General features: G+C 61.5%; 15 protein-coding genes. 12 read left to right on the top strand and 3 right to left on the bottom strand.

Annotated elements, in window-relative coordinates:
• Window position 1: 1 nt before the first annotated feature.
• The 8 genes from sctF to AB4Z20_RS01595 all read left to right on the top strand — a co-directional run bounded on the left by sctF (window position 2) and on the right by AB4Z20_RS01595 (window position 5,530).
• The gene (sctF, locus tag AB4Z20_RS01630) at window positions 2–265 is read left to right on the top strand and encodes a type III secretion system needle filament subunit SctF (RefSeq protein WP_258690674.1); all 264 of its coding nucleotides are present in this window, start codon (window positions 2–4) and stop codon (window positions 263–265) included.
• A 58-nt stretch (window positions 266–323) separates the two neighbouring features.
• A complete protein-coding gene (gene sctI, locus AB4Z20_RS01625; RefSeq protein ID WP_258690675.1) occupies window positions 324–632 on the top strand; it encodes a type III secretion system inner rod subunit SctI in 309 nt (102 codons plus the stop codon).
• Window positions 629–1,351, top strand: a complete 723-nt coding sequence (locus AB4Z20_RS01620; RefSeq protein WP_442089190.1) for an EscJ/YscJ/HrcJ family type III secretion inner membrane ring protein — start codon at window positions 629–631, stop codon at window positions 1,349–1,351. The genes sctI and AB4Z20_RS01620 overlap by 4 nt, the downstream gene beginning before the upstream one ends.
• Window positions 1,338–1,904, top strand: coding sequence for a secretion system protein (locus tag AB4Z20_RS01615; protein WP_442089189.1), 567 nt, complete (start codon window positions 1,338–1,340; stop codon window positions 1,902–1,904). The genes AB4Z20_RS01620 and AB4Z20_RS01615 overlap by 14 nt, the downstream gene beginning before the upstream one ends.
• On the top strand, window positions 1,876–2,583 hold the full coding sequence (locus AB4Z20_RS01610; protein ID WP_442089188.1) for an oxygen-regulated invasion protein OrgB: 708 nt from the start codon (window positions 1,876–1,878) through the stop codon (window positions 2,581–2,583). The genes AB4Z20_RS01615 and AB4Z20_RS01610 overlap by 29 nt, the downstream gene beginning before the upstream one ends.
• Window positions 2,573–3,010, top strand: coding sequence for a hypothetical protein (locus AB4Z20_RS01605; RefSeq protein WP_258690679.1), 438 nt, complete (start codon window positions 2,573–2,575; stop codon window positions 3,008–3,010). Before AB4Z20_RS01610 ends, AB4Z20_RS01605 begins: the two co-directional genes overlap by 11 nt.
• 47 nt (window positions 3,011–3,057) lie before the next feature.
• Window positions 3,058–4,413, top strand: a complete 1,356-nt coding sequence (locus AB4Z20_RS01600; protein ID WP_442089187.1) for a hypothetical protein — start codon at window positions 3,058–3,060, stop codon at window positions 4,411–4,413.
• A 97-nt stretch (window positions 4,414–4,510) separates the two neighbouring features.
• Complete coding sequence (locus AB4Z20_RS01595) at window positions 4,511–5,530, top strand: quinone-dependent dihydroorotate dehydrogenase (protein ID WP_253472803.1); 1,020 nt, start codon at window positions 4,511–4,513, stop codon at window positions 5,528–5,530.
• Between the two features lie 289 nt (window positions 5,531–5,819).
• Here the strand turns inward: AB4Z20_RS01595 and rmf are convergent, their stop codons facing one another.
• Entirely contained in the window at window positions 5,820–6,035 is a 216-nt protein-coding gene (gene rmf / locus AB4Z20_RS01590; protein WP_003223300.1) for a ribosome modulation factor, read from the bottom strand.
• Between the two features lie 531 nt (window positions 6,036–6,566).
• On the opposite strand from rmf, the gene rlmKL reads away from it, so the two are divergent.
• Both rlmKL and AB4Z20_RS01580 read left to right on the top strand, forming a co-directional pair.
• A complete protein-coding gene (gene rlmKL / locus AB4Z20_RS01585; RefSeq protein ID WP_018608655.1) occupies window positions 6,567–8,837 on the top strand; it encodes a bifunctional 23S rRNA (guanine(2069)-N(7))-methyltransferase RlmK/23S rRNA (guanine(2445)-N(2))-methyltransferase RlmL in 2,271 nt (756 codons plus the stop codon).
• A 143-nt stretch (window positions 8,838–8,980) separates the two neighbouring features.
• Complete coding sequence (locus AB4Z20_RS01580) at window positions 8,981–11,365, top strand: sensor domain-containing diguanylate cyclase (RefSeq protein ID WP_442089186.1); 2,385 nt, start codon at window positions 8,981–8,983, stop codon at window positions 11,363–11,365.
• 233 nt (window positions 11,366–11,598) lie between these two features.
• On the opposite strand, the gene dacB is transcribed toward AB4Z20_RS01580, so the two are convergent.
• The gene (gene dacB, locus AB4Z20_RS01575) at window positions 11,599–13,065 is read right to left on the bottom strand and encodes a D-alanyl-D-alanine carboxypeptidase/D-alanyl-D-alanine endopeptidase (protein WP_214508874.1); all 1,467 of its coding nucleotides are present in this window, start codon (window positions 13,063–13,065) and stop codon (window positions 11,599–11,601) included.
• Between the two features lie 48 nt (window positions 13,066–13,113).
• Between dacB and AB4Z20_RS01570 the strand changes: the two genes are divergently transcribed.
• Both AB4Z20_RS01570 and AB4Z20_RS01565 read left to right on the top strand, forming a co-directional pair.
• The gene (locus tag AB4Z20_RS01570) at window positions 13,114–13,308 is read left to right on the top strand and encodes a hypothetical protein (RefSeq protein WP_442089185.1); all 195 of its coding nucleotides are present in this window, start codon (window positions 13,114–13,116) and stop codon (window positions 13,306–13,308) included.
• The gene (locus AB4Z20_RS01565) at window positions 13,298–13,642 is read left to right on the top strand and encodes a YggL family protein (protein WP_003199553.1); all 345 of its coding nucleotides are present in this window, start codon (window positions 13,298–13,300) and stop codon (window positions 13,640–13,642) included. Before AB4Z20_RS01570 ends, AB4Z20_RS01565 begins: the two co-directional genes overlap by 11 nt.
• 159 nt (window positions 13,643–13,801) lie before the next feature.
• Here AB4Z20_RS01565 and AB4Z20_RS01560 read toward each other — a convergent pair whose 3' ends face one another.
• The gene (locus AB4Z20_RS01560) at window positions 13,802–14,992 is read right to left on the bottom strand and encodes a benzoate/H(+) symporter BenE family transporter (protein WP_003199555.1); all 1,191 of its coding nucleotides are present in this window, start codon (window positions 14,990–14,992) and stop codon (window positions 13,802–13,804) included.
• Window positions 14,993–15,224 lie beyond the last annotated feature (232 nt).

The raw sequence follows: 15,224 nt of genomic DNA, 5'->3' as shown, positions 1-15,224 counted from the left end.
CATGCCTGGTATTCCGATCATGTTCCCCGTGTTTCCTGATGACTTTCTTGGCGAGCAAGCCGCAGCGTTCGAGCGTGGCGCCCAAGGCCTTAAAGATGCACTGGATCAAGCGCTGGAGGACCTCAAGCTCGATGCCTCGGACCCTGGAAAGCTAGCGGCCTACCAGACCGCATTTTCCTCCTACACGGTGTTCCGCAACGCCCAGACCAACACGATCAAGGGCTTCAAGGATATCGACATGGCGATCATCCAGGCGGCCCGCTGACGCTTTCCCTTTCGACTGGCCATTGCTCGTGACGATGGCCATTTCATGAGTGCATCGTATGTCTATCCAGAATCTTGCCCCGTCGCTTATCGCCCGGTCCGCCTTCGTTGAGTTGCGTGGCCCGCAGGAAGGCCCGGTCGTTTCCCTGGAGTCGCGCTTGATCGAAGCGTTTGCCGGTTCCGCCGTCGACAGCGCGCAAGACGTTTCGTCGATCAATCAGTTGTTGCAGCGCCCGGATATCACCGACCCTGAAGTATTGGCCCAGTTGCAGGAGCTGACAGGGCAGTACAACGTGGATATCAACTTGCTCAACGTGCTGGTGCGCAAAGCCGTGGGCACGGCAGAAACCCTGTTGCGTGCATCATGAAACCGGGCGTGCTTCTGCTGTTGTTGTGCCTCGCGCTAGTGGGGTGCCGCCAGCCGAACCTGCTGGAAGGGCTGGATCAGCAGCAGGCCAATGAAGTGCTGTCGGTGCTGCAACGCAACAATATCGCGGCGGTGAAGGTCGACACCGGTAAAACCGGGTATGCGGTGAAAATCGACGCCCTCGACTTTTCCGCTGCCGTCGATCTGCTCAATCTCTATTCGCTGCCTTCCCGGCCACGCCTGCAAGTGGCCGAGATGTTTCCGTCCGATTCCCTGGTGGCCTCGCCCCGTGCGGAAAAGGCCCGCTTGTATTCAGCGCTGGAACAGCGCATCGAACAGTCGCTGAGTGTGCTCGAAGGCGTGGTGTCGGCGCGAGTCCATGTCAGTTACGACCTGGATGCCGGCGAGGGCGGGCGCAAGTCGCCGCCTATTCATCTCGCGGCGGTGGTGCTGCATGAGCGCGATGTCGAACCGCAATTGTTGATCACCGACATCAAGCGTTTTCTCAAGAACAGTTTTGCGGCGGTGGAGTACGAGAACGTCTCGGTGGTGCTGTCCAAACGCTCGGCGACCCAGCATGTGGCGCCGTCGGTGGCTGTGACGCGGGGGCATTCGCCGTGGCCGTGGTGGTTGGCGGCGATCAGTGCGGTGCTGTTGGCCGGTGGCGGCACTTGGGCCTATCGCCAGTCCAGCGCAGGGCGGCGTGATGTCGGAGCTTGAGTGCCTGGAACAGATCCTCGCCGAGCCTTTGGCGTATCTGCACCCCCAGCGTCTGGTTGTACCGTCGGGATTCGAAGGCGTCGAGGCACGCACGTTGCTCAACCGGATCGTGCTCGAAGGGTTGGGACTGCAAGGACCGTGGCCTTCGACGCCGCTGACGGGTGTGGCGAAGCAATGGGTTCGCCATTGGCGACAATTGCCCTATATCGCCTTGCTGATGGGTGCCTATCGCTTGATGCCCGACCTGACGCGCGGCGCCGCACTGCTGCGCCTGCCGGGGGCGGTTCGCCGGTTCGCCAGCTTCAATCTGGGCCCGAGAGGCGGCCTGCCGATCGAGTGCGCGCCGGTTTCGACGGCGCAGGTCGAAGCGGCCGGCCTCAATGCGTTGTGGAGTTGGCGAGAGCACGTGCCTCGTCTTTTGCTCGAACGCCTGGACCTGCAGTTCCCCGAGCCGGTCGTTCGCCTGCATCGGCAATGGCCAGTCGCGAAACCTGATCCCATTCTTTTCTTCTTAGCGGTGCAGCATGCTCGACTCCATCCGACCCCTGACTGACCTGCCCGCGTGCGAAGACGTGCGCCTGGCCTGCGAAGACATCGCCTCCGCGCGCCGTCGCCAGCGCTTACAGCTGGAGGCCCAACGCCGCGCGCGGGAGTGTCTCGAGCAAGCGCACCGTGATGTCGAGGCGGTGCATGCACAGGCGTTCCAGCAGGGCTATGCCGAAGGCGTCCTGCGTGCGAGCGAGCATCTGGCTGAAGGCCTGCTGAAATCGCAAAGCCTGGGGCTGCAATTGCGTAGCGATCTGGCCCGGGCCGCTGGTGATCTGCTCGGGCAAGCCTTGAGTCGCCCCGAGTGGCTGGATGAAATGCTGGAACGTTGGCTGGCCGGGCAGGCGGGCGACTCGGGCGCGGTCCTGCACCTGTTGTTGCCAATGCATTGCCGTCCACGTGGCCAAGCGCTGTGTGAGAGCGTGGGCAGGCGATGGAACGGCGAGCTGATCCTGGAATATCACCCGCAAGACCGCTATGTGCTGCGCCTGGCGGATCAACTGCTGGAGTTCGATGTCGAGGCGACCCGGGAACGGCTGGTGCCCCGGTTACTGGCGAGCCTCGCCAACCTGCCGGAGACGGTGCGCTTGTTGGATCAGGCCTCAAGACAGGCGCTGGCGGACGTGTGCGCAAGCTTCACCGGTTTCGCGCCAACCGACACTGCCGAGGTTCGCCATGAAGATTGAATCCATGACGGTTTCCAGTCTGCTCGATCACGACGCGAATGAGTCGGTCCAGACCCTGGAATCGCGGCTCCTGGCGGCCCGCGAGCAAGCACCTGACAGCAAACGCCCGGACCCTGAGTTCGAGCACTTGTACCAATTGCTGCTGGCCATGGAAGGTCAGGGGGAGAAGGCGATTCATGAGTTTCTCCGCACACTGCGGGGACCGGATGGTGAAACGGCTGCGTACCCCACCGCCCGGGCGTTGATGGCGATCACGCTGCAGGTTTTGGTGCGATTGAAGAACGAGGGGTTGGAAAAGTCGCAGCTTTATAAAGAGGTCAGCGGTGCCAATGGGTTGGCATTTGCGATGGATGTTTTCGTCAAGGGTTTTATGCGGGAGGTGTTCCAGCCGATGGGGGATGAGGCTTGGGAGAAGAGTGAGTGGTGAGAGACGCTTAAGAATAACGCTTATAAAAATAACAAGGAGAAACACATATGCGAGTTGATACTTCATTTACCCCTTCAATAGCTTCCACGGCGTCCGGCAGCGTTTCATCCTTAGAATCTACGATCAGTCCACTTGATGCTTCGAAGTTGGAGATTGGGGATTTTAGCGTGAAGTCGCTAGGAACAAATCGAGAAATTACAGCCGGTTTCGAGCTTATGGACCGCGCGACAAATCCATACGTTGGGGAATTAAAGACTGGCTTGGGGGAGTCGGACATGGATGCGGTGGTGCAAATTGAGCGATACGTCTACAACGGTGACATACCCGAAGGAGATGAAAAAAACGGGATTTTTGCCACCTTAAATGTAGGAGCCACAGGCACCGAAACCCGAGAGGGTCGACTGAAGGCTGTGCTTGAGGCAGGGTTGGGATTACTCGAAGCCGCCAAGGGGCCAGGGCTCAATGCGCTGAATATCGCCATGCACACAGGGACAATCATTGTGCTGGCTACCCTTTTGCGCGAGTACATTGCCTCTCTGGTTGTGGATGCTATTGGCGAAGGTGATACACCTGAGGCCTCTCAGGCGTGGGCGGCTGTTGCGCTGGCGATGACGGGCCCTGCGCTAATGTTGGCGGGAAAAATCGGCGAGTGGTACGCAACTGGGGAGCGACCGACCGCGCTTTCGATAGTGTCGTGTCTCTGCATGGCAAGCGCGGTGATGGGAAGTACGATCGCGGCAGGTGTGACGGGCACGGCCTCGAAGCTTCTCCCCTCAGTCGGCGGCCTTGCCTATAACGGGGCCAGGGCTGCGGCTGAACTCGTCAGTCATTTGAAAGTTGACAACGCAGGACTTCCGAATTTGAAGTCAAACGTGGCTACAGCTGCGTTTCATGGAGTGGTCTTCGGTGCGTTGAGGGAAGTGGTTAGCCTTATGCCGTTGAGCGGTCCTGCCAGGGCGGCCGCGCAGGTGAGTTACGATTTCGGGGCGGATGCTATTCAGGCTGGGCTGAACGGTTTCGCAATGATAGGCGATAAGGCCTTCTCGATTTTCTCCAGAAGTTTGCTATCCCCCTCGCGAGGACTGGACTCGGTATTTTCTGATCCAGAGTCTTTGCAACAAATCAAATTGAAGGTGCGCGCTGGCCTCCGGCTGCCCACTGGAACCCATTTGGCGGATGCGGCGACCCTTGGGGGGCTACGTCTCTCGTTTGGTCACGCTGTCAACCTGGTCGGAGGCGCAGTAGCGTTATGGCTAAGTGGAACCGAGATCAGCGACGATAACCAAGGCCATATTGTCAACTGTTGTCTTGCTGCGACGATGATGCTTCTTTACGTCTTTCTCAGCTATGGCACCTCAAAAGACACTCGCAACACTTATGCCCTGGATACGCCCCTTCCTTGACTGAAACCGAGGAGCCGACAACCATCGGTTGCTCGCTCCCATCCCTCCACCCCGCTATAATCCGCGCCTCATTTCTTCGAACGAGTCAAACCCACCCATGTACACCCTGGCCCGTGAGCTGCTGTTCAAACTTTCCCCGGAAACCTCCCACGACTTGTCCCTGGACCTGATCGGTGCGGGCGGACGTTTGGGCCTCAATGGGTTGCTGTGCAAGGCCCCGGCGAAATTGCCGGTGACGGTCATGGGCCTGGAGTTCCCCAACCCGGTCGGGTTGGCGGCGGGCCTGGACAAGAATGGCGCGGCCATCGACGGGTTCGCCCAGTTGGGTTTCGGTTTCGTGGAAATCGGCACCGTCACCCCCCGACCGCAGCCGGGCAACCCCAAGCCACGGCTTTTCCGCCTGCCGCAAGCCGAGGCGATCATCAATCGCATGGGGTTCAACAACCTGGGCGTCGATCATCTGCTGGCCCGTGTGGCCGCGGCCAAATACAAGGGCGTGCTGGGCATCAACATCGGCAAGAATTTCGATACGCCGGTGGAACGCGCCGTTGACGACTACCTGATCTGCCTGGACAAGGTCTACGCCCACGCCAGCTATGTGACCGTCAACGTCAGCTCCCCCAACACCCCGGGGCTGCGTAGCCTGCAATTCGGTGATTCGCTCAAGCAACTGCTGGCCGACCTGGCCCGGCGTCGTGCGGAACTGGCGTTGATTCACGGCCGGCACGTGCCGCTGGCAATCAAGATCGCCCCGGACATGACCGACGAAGAGACCACCCAGGTGGCCCAGGCCCTGATCGAGACGGGCATGGACGCGGTAATCGCCACCAACACGACCCTGGGGCGCGAAGGTGTCGAAGGGCTGGAACACGGTGACGAGGCGGGCGGTTTGTCTGGCGCGCCCGTGCGTGACAAGAGCACCCACACCGTGAAGGTGCTGGCCGCTGAATTGGCGGGGCGCTTGCCGATCATCGCCGCGGGCGGGATTACCGAAGGCCACCACGCCGCCGAGAAGATCACCGCAGGGGCGAGCTTGGTGCAGATTTATTCGGGCTTTATCTACAAGGGGCCGGCGTTGATTCGTGAATCGGTGGATGCGATTGCGGCGTTGGGTTGATTCAGGAACGGTCGGCATCTATTGATGCGAGCAAGTTGTGGGAGCAAAGCTTGCTCGCGATGCAGGCGCCTCGGTTCCAGGTAGACCGCGTCGTCTTCATCGCGGGCAAGCCTTGCTCCCACAGGGTGTCGCCACAACAGTGTTTGCAGCCCAAGTTCATGAAACCCAGGCATTAAAAAGGGCTCCTCGAAGGAGCCCCCTGGGCCGTAGCCCGCCGTCCGGATGGGACGTGCGTGGTTAAATCGATATGGATGTCAGATTGTCGAGTTCTTGAGTATTAAGCCCTGTGTCAGCCGACGGCGTGAAGTTCGTTGAGTCTGTGGATACCCGCAGTGCCGGTCATACCGTCCCAGTTGTCGCCGCGTCCTTCTCGCCAGCCATTGATCCAGGCTTGACGTACCGACGGTAGAGTAAAGGGGCAAAGCTCACGGGATTTACCACCAACGCCATATTGGTAACCACGTAAAAATGCTCTTTCCAACGGATCACGCTTAAGTCTTCTCATAGGGTGTTGCCCTCACTTGTTGACTGTTACTTAGCGTCGACCTCTATCGAGGCCGGGGCAGAATCATTCTGCCGTTGGTGGCTCGTTGCCGGCGTGACGAGCCGAGGTGTTGACGCCGTTGCGACGTCAACCTGTGTTGAGTTCTAACCAAAGCGTCACATGGATGGAATGATCGTTTTGTCATAAGCACGTAACAATAAAGATGTTAGGGCGATAAGTAACTTGATGTTCGTTGACCGCTTTTGAGCAAGACCCCTGTATGATCGGCCCTGCGCCGAAAGGGGTAGGCCTGGCTCGGATGAGAATGTCCTCCCGTTGCACTCGGGTACTATTCGACGAAAGGGTCGAGTTTTCACAATTTGTTGCACAGAATTTTTTTTCTGCCTTCGCATCTAAGCTCTTTTAACCTGAGCGGCGAGGGCGGCACGGCACACTTTCGTGCCACGCGGGTGCTCTTGAGAAAAGCACCTGATTGAACCCGGCCCGGCAATGCGTTGCCCGGTCCACTTAGCCAAAGGCTCTGGAAATCCCATGTCCGATCGTTTCGAACTCTTCCTCACTTGCCCCAAGGGCCTCGAAGGCCTGCTCATCGAGGAAGCCGTCGGGCTTGGCCTTGAAGAGGCGCGCGAGCACACCTCGGCCGTGCGCGGCATGGCCGACATGGAAACGGCGTATCGCCTGTGCCTGTGGTCGCGCCTGGCCAACCGCGTGTTGCTGGTGCTCAAGCGCTTCCCGATGAAGGACGCCGAAGACCTCTACCACGGCGTGCTGGATGTTGACTGGCAAGACCACATGCTGGCCGATGGCACCCTGGCGGTAGAGTTCAGTGGCCACGGCTCGGGCATCGACAACACCCATTTCGGCGCCTTGAAGGTCAAGGACGCCATCGTCGACAAGCTGCGCACGCCGTCGGGCGAGCGACCGTCCATCGACAAGCTCAACCCGGACCTGCGCATCCACCTGCGCCTGGACCGCGGCGAAGCGATCCTCTCCCTCGACCTCTCCGGCCACAGCCTGCACCAGCGCGGTTATCGCCTGCAGCAAGGTGCCGCGCCGCTGAAGGAAAACCTCGCCGCCGCGATCCTGATCCGCGCCGGTTGGCCGCGCATCGCCGCTGAAGGCGGGGCACTGGCCGACCCGATGTGCGGTGTCGGCACGTTCCTGGTTGAAGCCGGCATGATTGCCGCCGACATGGCGCCGAACCTGCGTCGCCAGCAGTGGGGCTTCACCGCCTGGCTTGGCCACGTGCCGGCGTTGTGGAAGAAACTCCACGAAGAAGCCACCGAGCGCGCCGCTGCCGGCCTGGCCAAGCCACCGTTGTGGATTCGCGGCTACGAAGCCGACCCACGGCTGATCCAACCAGGCCGTAACAACGTCGAACGTGCCGGCCTGAGCGAGTGGATCAAGATCTATCAGGGCGAAGTCGCCACCTTCGAGCCGCGTCCAGACCAGAACCAGAAGGGCCTGGTGATCTGCAACCCGCCGTACGGCGAGCGTCTGGGCGATGAAGCCAGCCTGCTTTACCTCTACCAGAACCTCGGCGAGCGTCTGCGCCAGGCTTGCCTGAACTGGGAGGCGGCGGTATTTACCGGCGCGCCGGACCTGGGCAAGCGCATGGGCATTCGCAGCCACAAGCAGTATTCGTTCTGGAACGGCGCCTTGCCGTGCAAGTTGCTGCTGATCAAGGTGTTGCCGGACCAGTTCGTCACTGGCGAACGTCGCACCCCGGAACAGCGTCAGGCCGAGCGTGAGCAGGCCGCCTACGATCAGGCCCCGGAAGTACCGCAAGAGCGCCAGTACAACAAGAACGGCAACCCGATCAAGCCAGCACCGGCGCCGGCCCCTGTGGTCGAGCAGGCGCGGTTGAGCGAAGGCGGGCAGATGTTCGCCAATCGCCTGCAAAAGAACCTCAAGTTGCTGAGTAAGTGGGCCAAGCGTGAAGGCGTGGACTGCTACCGGGTCTACGATGCCGACATGCCGGAATACTCCATGGCCATCGACCTGTACCACGACTGGGTACACGTCCAGGAATACGTCGCGCCGAAGTCCATCGACCCGGAAAAAGCCTCGGCCCGGCTGTTCGACGCCCTGGCGGCGATTCCCCAGGCGCTGAACGTGGACAAGAGCCGCGTGGTGATCAAGCGCCGCGAGCGCCAGAGTGGCACCAAGCAGTACGAGCGCCAGAGCGCCCAGGGCAAGTTCACCGAGGTCAACGAAGGTGGCGTGAAGCTGCTGGTCAACCTCACCGACTACCTGGACACCGGGCTGTTTCTCGACCATCGGCCGATGCGCCTGCGGATCCAGAAAGAGGCGGCCGGCAAGCGTTTCCTCAACCTGTTCTGCTACACCGCGACCGCCAGCGTCCACGCTGCCAAGGGTGGGGCGCGCAGCACCACCAGCGTCGACTTGTCCAAGACCTACCTGGACTGGGCGCGGCGCAACCTGTCGCTCAATGGTTTTTCCGACAAGAACCGCCTGGAGCAGGGCGACGTAATGGCCTGGCTGGAAGCCAGCCGTGACGAGTACGACCTGATCTTCATCGACCCGCCGACCTTCTCCAACTCCAAGCGCATGGAAGGCGTGTTCGATGTGCAGCGTGACCACGTCCAGTTGCTGGACCTGGCCATGGCGCGCCTGGCGCCGGGCGGTGTGCTGTATTTCTCCAACAACTTCCGCAAGTTCCAGCTCGAGGACAACCTCGGCGAGCGTTATGCGGTGGAAGAAATCACCGCCAAGACGATCGATCCGGATTTTGCCCGCAACGGCAAGATCCACCGCGCCTGGAAGATCATGGCGCGTTGAGTCGGGGCTGATTGGATCCACGAAGCCTTGTAGTTCAAGGCTTCTAGCCTCGTTTGGGGACTGGTCAAAGTGGTGGCGAATAGCTATAACTTAGGCTGTGTCCAGGGCAGCGCCTATGCCTGGTTCCTCTCTGAGTTGTGTTTATGGCATTGCATCAGGTGCGCCCCAGGATCCTGGGCTTTATCAGCGAAGATGTATCGGCCTGGCTGGTGGCTTCGCTGGTGCTGCTGGCCGGTGCCTTCCTGACTGGCGTGCTGACCTGGGCGATGATGAACCTGGTCAATCAACAACTGCGCCAGCGTTTCGAGATGCATGTCGAGGAGCGTTTCAGCCGCATTGAGGAACAGTTCCAGGACGAGGAGCAAATCCTCGGCAGTCTCGGACGCTTTTTTGCCAACTCCGAAAGGGTCTCCAACAGCGAATTTCGTGGCTACGCCGTCGCGCTGTTGCGCCGTACCCGGGCCTTCGCTTGGGTGCCCAGGGTGCTGCGCGACGAACGGCAAGCGTTCGAACAGCGGGCGCAGGCAGAAGGGGCCACTCAATTTACGATCCGCGAGGCGGACGGCCACGGAGGCCTGCGACCGGCCGCCGAACGAGACGAATACGCACCGCTGCTCTACATCCAGAGCCAGGCGTCCTACGGGACACCGCTGGGCCTGGACCTGCTTTCCGAGCCCGTGCGCCGCGCCACCCTCGAGCGGGCCCGCCAGCACGGCGGGTTGGTGGCCTCGCAACCCGTGGACTTGATGGGCGCCGACCCGGCATTTTCCCGCGGGCTACTGCTGGTCGCGCCGGTGATCAGGGCGTCGGCCAGCGAACCGCTCGGATATGTGGTGGCGGTCATCAGCATGCGGCAACTGGCGGGCGAGGGGCTGCCGGCGTCCGGTCACGACAATCTGTCGATGCGGGTCATGGACCCGTCTACCAAAAACGGCGAGGAGGCATTGTTCGAGTCCCGCAACCCGCCTGGCCAGAGCGATTTGGCGGCGACCCGCCTGTTGCGCCTGGCCGATCGCGACTACCGGGTGGAGTTACGGCCCAGTCAGGTGTTTCTGTCGACCAATCATTCTTCGGTCACGACCATGGAGATACTCGGCGGTTTGCTCAGCCTGCTGCTCAGCGCCTTGCTCTACGTGCTGGTCAGCCAGCGGCAGCGGGCCTTGAAACTGGTAGAGCAACGCACCCGTGAACTGCGCGCCCGGGAGCAGGAGCTGCGCGGAACCCACGGTCAGTTGCGCGGTGTGCTGGATGCCGCGACCCAGGTCGCGATCATCGCCACCGACCTGCGCGGCGTCATCACCACCTTCAACGCCGGTGCCGAACAGATGCTCGGCTACCCGAGCTACGAGGTCCTGCAGAGCATGACCCTGGAAAGCCTGCATGTACCGCGCGAACTCCAGGCCCGCGCCGCCCAGCTCGGCGCGCGCTTTGGCAAGCCGATTCCGACGTGCCACGCGATGCTGCTCGAGGGCGGCGAGCAGGGCGGGCAACAGGCGCGGGAGTGGACCCTGGTGCGCCGCGATGGCAGCCACCTGACCGTGAACATGCTCGCCACACCGATGCTCGATGACCAGGGGCTGTGGGTCGGGCACCTGGCGATCTGCATCGACATCACCGAACGCAAGCGCGTCCACGAAGCATTGGCCGCCCGTGACCTGTTGCTGAAAAAGCTCAGTGCCCATGTGCCCGGGGGCATCTACCAGTTCAAAATGGATTTCAGTGGGCGCTTCAGCGTGATCTATGCCAGTGACGGCATTCGCGACATCTATGAGCTGGAACCCGATGTGCTGGTGCAGAACGCCGAGGCGATTTTCTCGCGTATTCATCCGCTGGACAGTCCGCGTGTCCGCGCTTCGGTTCGTACTTCGGCCCGCACCTTGAGCCCGTGGCGGGAAGAGTATCGGGTGCAATTGCCCGTGCGCGGCCTGCGCTGGGTGCGCGGCGAGGCCACGCCCGAGGAACTGCCCGGCGGCGGGGTGTTGTGGCACGGCTATATCTCGGATATTTCCGACCTCAAGCGCGTGGAAGAAGAGCTGCGGGCGTTGTCCGTGACCGATGCCTTGACCGGCATTCGCAACCGTCGCTATTTCCAGGATCGCCTGACCTCGGAGATGGCCCGGGTCGAGCGTGGTTCCGGGGGGCTGGCGGTCATCATGCTCGACATCGACCACTTCAAGCGCATCAACGACCAGCATGGCCACGCAGTGGGCGACCGGGTGTTGCAGGCGGTTTGTCAGCGCGTCGCCCAGCGGTTGCGGCGCACCGATGTATTTTGCCGGCTGGGTGGGGAAGAGTTCGTCGTGCTGTGCCCGGACACTGACAGCGAAAATGCCTACACTTTGGCATTGGAGCTGTGGGAAGGCTTGCGGGCGGCGCCCATCGAGGGTGTGGGGTTTGTCACCGCCAGCTTCGGTATCGCCACCTGGCGCGCCGGGGAGGGCGCCGATGCGCTGCTGCTAAGGGCTGACTCGGGCGTGTATGCGGCCAAGCAGGCCGGGCGGGATCGGGTTGAGGTGCAGTTGGGTTAGCCACATATCATCGCGATATCGGTGGTTCAGTTGATGAATAGACTGAATGACATATCGCTATCGCGAGCAAGCTCGCTCCCACATTGGGTCGGCTTCGCACACGAGTTTTGTGCCCGCGGCAGGTCAAGTGTGGGAGCGAGCTTGCTCGCGATAGCGATATGTCATTCAGCATCGATGTCTGCTGACCTACCGAATCGCGAGCAGGCTCGCTCCCACATTGGGTTTGTGCTGTGTCAGAGCACCGAAGCCGTCTGCGGCAGTTTCGGCTGGCGGTACAGGTCCAGCAGCACCTGATCCAGCACCGACGAAGCGCCCCAAGGCTTCGGATCGTTGAGAATCGCCACCACCACCCAGGTGTTGCCATTGATGTCACGGCTGAAGCCGGCGATGGCGCGGACGGTGTTCAGGGTGCCGGTCTTGACGTGGGCTTCGCCGGCCATGGCGGTGGTCTTCAGGCGTTTGCGCATGGTGCCGTCGGTGCCGGCAATCGGCATCGAGCTGATGAACTCGGCCGAGTACGGGCTGCGCCAGGCGGCTTGCAGCATGGCCGCCATTTCCCGGGCGCTGACCCGTTCGGCGCGGGACAGGCCGGAGCCGTTCTCCATCACAAGGTGCGGTGCGGTGATGCCTTTCTTGGCCAACCACTGGCGCACCACCCGTTGCGCGGCCTTGGCGTCATCACCGTCGGCTTCGTTGCGGAACTGCGCGCCGAGGCTCAGGAACAGTTGCTGGGCCATGGTGTTGTTACTGTATTTGTTGATGTCGCGGATGATCTCCGCCAGGTCCGGGGAGAATGCCCGGGCCAGCACCTTGGCGTTGCTCGGGGTCGCGGCCAGGCGGTCCGTGCCCTGGATGCTGCCGCCCAGCTCTTTCCAGATCGCCCGCACCGCTCCTGCGGTGTAGGTGGCATGGTCCAGCAGCGACAGGTAGGTCTGGGAGCTGCAACCGTCACCGAGCTGGCCGCCGACGGTCACCGTCACGCTGCCGTCCGTCTGGGCCACCGGGTTGTAGCGCACGCCACCGGCGCACTGCTTGGAGTTGACGGCCTTGACCTGGTTGTCGATGCGAATACTCGCAATCGGTGGCTCCACCGACACCAGCACCCGGCCGCCGTCATTGCGGGCGACGAAGCGCAGGGCCTTGAGGTTGACCAGCAACGAGTCGGGCTTGACCAGGAACGGTTTGTTTTCGTCGTTGCCGTCGTCGTTGAATTCGGGCAGTTGCGGCTGGATGAAGAAGCCGCGGTCCAGCACCAGGTCGCCGGTGACCTGCTGCACGCCGTTGGCCCGCAGGTCGCGCATCAGCAGCCAGAGTTTTTCCATGTTCAGCTTGGGATCACCGCCGCCCTTGAGGTACAGGTTGCCGTTGAGGATCCCGCCGCTGAGGGTGCCGTCGGTGTAGAACTCGGTTTTCCACTGGTGATTGGGGCCGAGCATCTCCAGGGCCGCGTAGGTGGTCACCAGTTTCATGGTGGAAGCGGGGTTAACCGAAACGTCGGCGTTGTACAGGGTCGGGGTGCCGGGACCGTTGAGCGGCACCATCACCAGGGACAGCGCGTCGTCCTGCAGCTTGCTGGCCTTGAGGGCCTTTTGCACGTTGGGCGACAGGGCTGTGTTGATGGTGGCGGCGTGGCTGGTGACGGGGAGGGCCAGGGGAAGAAGAAGGCTGGCCAGAAGCAGTGGACGCAAAGATTTGATCATTTGAAATAAAACCCTACGGGCGAGGGGGAAAATAACGAGGACATGAAAATGAACGCCCTCAACGGTCATGAAAGTGTCGGCATTATGCCCCAAGCCGCAGCCGCTTGGGCCGTGCCTGAGCCCTTCGGCCGCTATTTTTTACCGACGGTAGGTCGATACGCCCGATCAGTCGGGCAATCGGCGCACCAAACTGGTAAAGTGCCGCCCGTTATTACTTATGAGGATTGTTCCAATGGCGACTAACCGTTCCCAGCGTCTGCGCAAAAAACTGTGCGTGGATGAATTTCAAGAGCTGGGTTTCGAACTGAACCTGGATTTCAAAGAAGATCTGGCCGATGAGGCTATTGACGCTTTCCTCGACGCTTTCCTGAAAGAAGCCATGGAAGCCAACGGCCTGGGCTACGTCGGCGGCGACGACTACGGTCTGGTTTGCCTGCAGAAGCGTGGCTCGGTTTCCGAAGAGCAGCGCGCTGCCGTTGAAGCCTGGCTCAAGGCACGTCCTGAGCTGACCAGCGTTGAAGTCAGCCCGCTGATGGACGTCTGGTACCCGGAAAAGCCGATCAATCCGGTCGCTTGATGGTCAGAAACCGGCAGCCCTTCCGGGCGCCGGTTTTTTTGTGCCTGTCTGTTGGGTAGCTGTTGCCCTTCAGGCCGCTATCGCGAGCAAGCTCGCTCCCACAGTGGTGATGTGAACGACACAAATCCCCCTGTGGGAGCGAGCCTGCTCGCGATGCTTTTAAGCGCTACGCCAGTTCAGGATCAGCAAGGTCAACACCCCCGCCACAATCCCCCAGAACGCCGAACCGATGGAGAACAGCGTCAGCCCCGACGCCGTGACCATGAAGGTGATCAACGCCGCTTCCCGCTCCTTCACTTCGCTCATGGCGATGCTCAAGCCGTTGATGATCGACCCGAACAGCGCCAAGGCCGCGATGGACAGCACCAGCTCCTTGGGCAGTGCCGCGAACAACGCCGCTAGCGTCGCGCCGAACACCCCGGCAATCCCGTAGAAGATCCCGCACCAGACCGCCGCCGTGTAGCGCTTGTTGCGATCTTCGTGGGCGTGGGGGCCGGTGCAGATCGCCGCGCTGATGGCCGCCAGGTTGATGCCATGGGAGCCGAACGGCGCCAGCAGTAGCGAAGCGATGCCGGTGCTGGTGATCAACGGCGAGGCCGGCACGTTATAACCGTCGGCCCGCAGCACGGCGATGCCGGGCATGTTCTGCGAGGTCATCGCCACCACGAACAACGGAATGCCGATGCTGATGGTGGCCGCCAGGGAAAAGTGCGGCGTGGTCCACACCGGTGTCGCGACTTCCAGGGCAAAGCCGCTGAAGTCCAACAGCCCCAGCAGGCCTGACAGCGCCGTGCCGATCAACAGCGCTGCCAGTACCGCGTAGCGGGGCGACAGGCGCTTGACGATCAGATAGGTGAAAAACATCCCCAGCACCAGGCCGGTGCGATGCTGGGTGGCGACGAAGATCTCGCTGCCGATCTTGAACAGGATCCCCGCCAGCAGCGCCGCCGCCAGCGAGGCTGGAATACGCTTGACCAGGCGCTCGAAACTGCCGGTCAGGCCACAGATCGTCACCAATACTGCACAGGTGATATAGGCGCCGATGGCCTCGCCATAACTCACGCCGCCCAGGCTGGTGATCAGCAGCGCTGCGCCGGGTGTCGACCAGGCGATGGTGATCGGTGTGCGATAGCGCAGCGATAGCCCGATGGAGCACACCGCCATGCCGATGGAGATCGCCCAGATCCACGAGGAAATCTGCCCGCTGGTCAGCCCGGCTGCCTGCCCGGCCTGGAACATCAGCACCAGGGAACTGGTGTAGCCGGTCATCATCGCAATGAACCCGGCGACGATGGCTGAAGGCGAGGTATCGGCCAATGGACGAAGTGGTGTGGTCGTGACTTCGGTCATGGTGGGCGGTGGTCCTTGTTGTAGATTGGCTGGGCTTGATCGCGCCGCAGGTTTTGGGTTTGCAGCCTAAACTCAACGCAGTAGCCGATTGCAATACAGCCATGCCCGCAAACAGCCGTACAGTCGTGTTGCCATCAGAGGTTGTGTACAATCGGGCTGTTTTTTACGCGATACTTGCCAGCGACCCGCTGTGCCGTATTACAGTCACGGTCAATTCGCCGCAGTTCTCCCG

Source organism: Pseudomonas sp. KB_12 (genome assembly GCF_052114545.1).
Taxonomy (GTDB): Bacteria; Pseudomonadota; Gammaproteobacteria; order Pseudomonadales; family Pseudomonadaceae; genus Aquipseudomonas; species Aquipseudomonas brassicacearum.
This window is presented reverse-complemented; position numbering and strand designations above follow the sequence as displayed.

Excerpts from the sequence above, each read along its gene's own strand:
- AB4Z20_RS01595 (WP_253472803.1), top strand. The coding sequence starts at position 4,511 with ATGTACACCCTGGCCCGTGAGCTGCTGTTCAAACTTTCCCCGGAAACC.
- AB4Z20_RS01580 (WP_442089186.1), top strand. The coding sequence starts at position 8,981 with ATGGCATTGCATCAGGTGCGCCCCAGGATCCTGGGCTTTATCAGCGAA.
- rmf (WP_003223300.1), bottom strand. The coding sequence starts at position 6,035 with ATGAGAAGACTTAAGCGTGATCCGTTGGAAAGAGCATTTTTACGTGGT.
- AB4Z20_RS01610 (WP_442089188.1), top strand. The coding sequence starts at position 1,876 with ATGCTCGACTCCATCCGACCCCTGACTGACCTGCCCGCGTGCGAAGAC.
- AB4Z20_RS01565 (WP_003199553.1), top strand. The coding sequence starts at position 13,298 with ATGGCGACTAACCGTTCCCAGCGTCTGCGCAAAAAACTGTGCGTGGAT.
- rlmKL (WP_018608655.1), top strand. The coding sequence starts at position 6,567 with ATGTCCGATCGTTTCGAACTCTTCCTCACTTGCCCCAAGGGCCTCGAA.
- dacB (WP_214508874.1), bottom strand. The coding sequence starts at position 13,065 with ATGATCAAATCTTTGCGTCCACTGCTTCTGGCCAGCCTTCTTCTTCCC.
- sctF (WP_258690674.1), top strand. The coding sequence starts at position 2 with ATGCCTGGTATTCCGATCATGTTCCCCGTGTTTCCTGATGACTTTCTT.
- AB4Z20_RS01570 (WP_442089185.1), top strand. The coding sequence starts at position 13,114 with ATGAACGCCCTCAACGGTCATGAAAGTGTCGGCATTATGCCCCAAGCC.
- AB4Z20_RS01560 (WP_003199555.1), bottom strand. The coding sequence starts at position 14,992 with ATGACCGAAGTCACGACCACACCACTTCGTCCATTGGCCGATACCTCG.
- sctI (WP_258690675.1), top strand. The coding sequence starts at position 324 with ATGTCTATCCAGAATCTTGCCCCGTCGCTTATCGCCCGGTCCGCCTTC.
- AB4Z20_RS01620 (WP_442089190.1), top strand. The coding sequence starts at position 629 with ATGAAACCGGGCGTGCTTCTGCTGTTGTTGTGCCTCGCGCTAGTGGGG.
- AB4Z20_RS01605 (WP_258690679.1), top strand. The coding sequence starts at position 2,573 with ATGAAGATTGAATCCATGACGGTTTCCAGTCTGCTCGATCACGACGCG.
- AB4Z20_RS01615 (WP_442089189.1), top strand. The coding sequence starts at position 1,338 with ATGTCGGAGCTTGAGTGCCTGGAACAGATCCTCGCCGAGCCTTTGGCG.
- AB4Z20_RS01600 (WP_442089187.1), top strand. The coding sequence starts at position 3,058 with ATGCGAGTTGATACTTCATTTACCCCTTCAATAGCTTCCACGGCGTCC.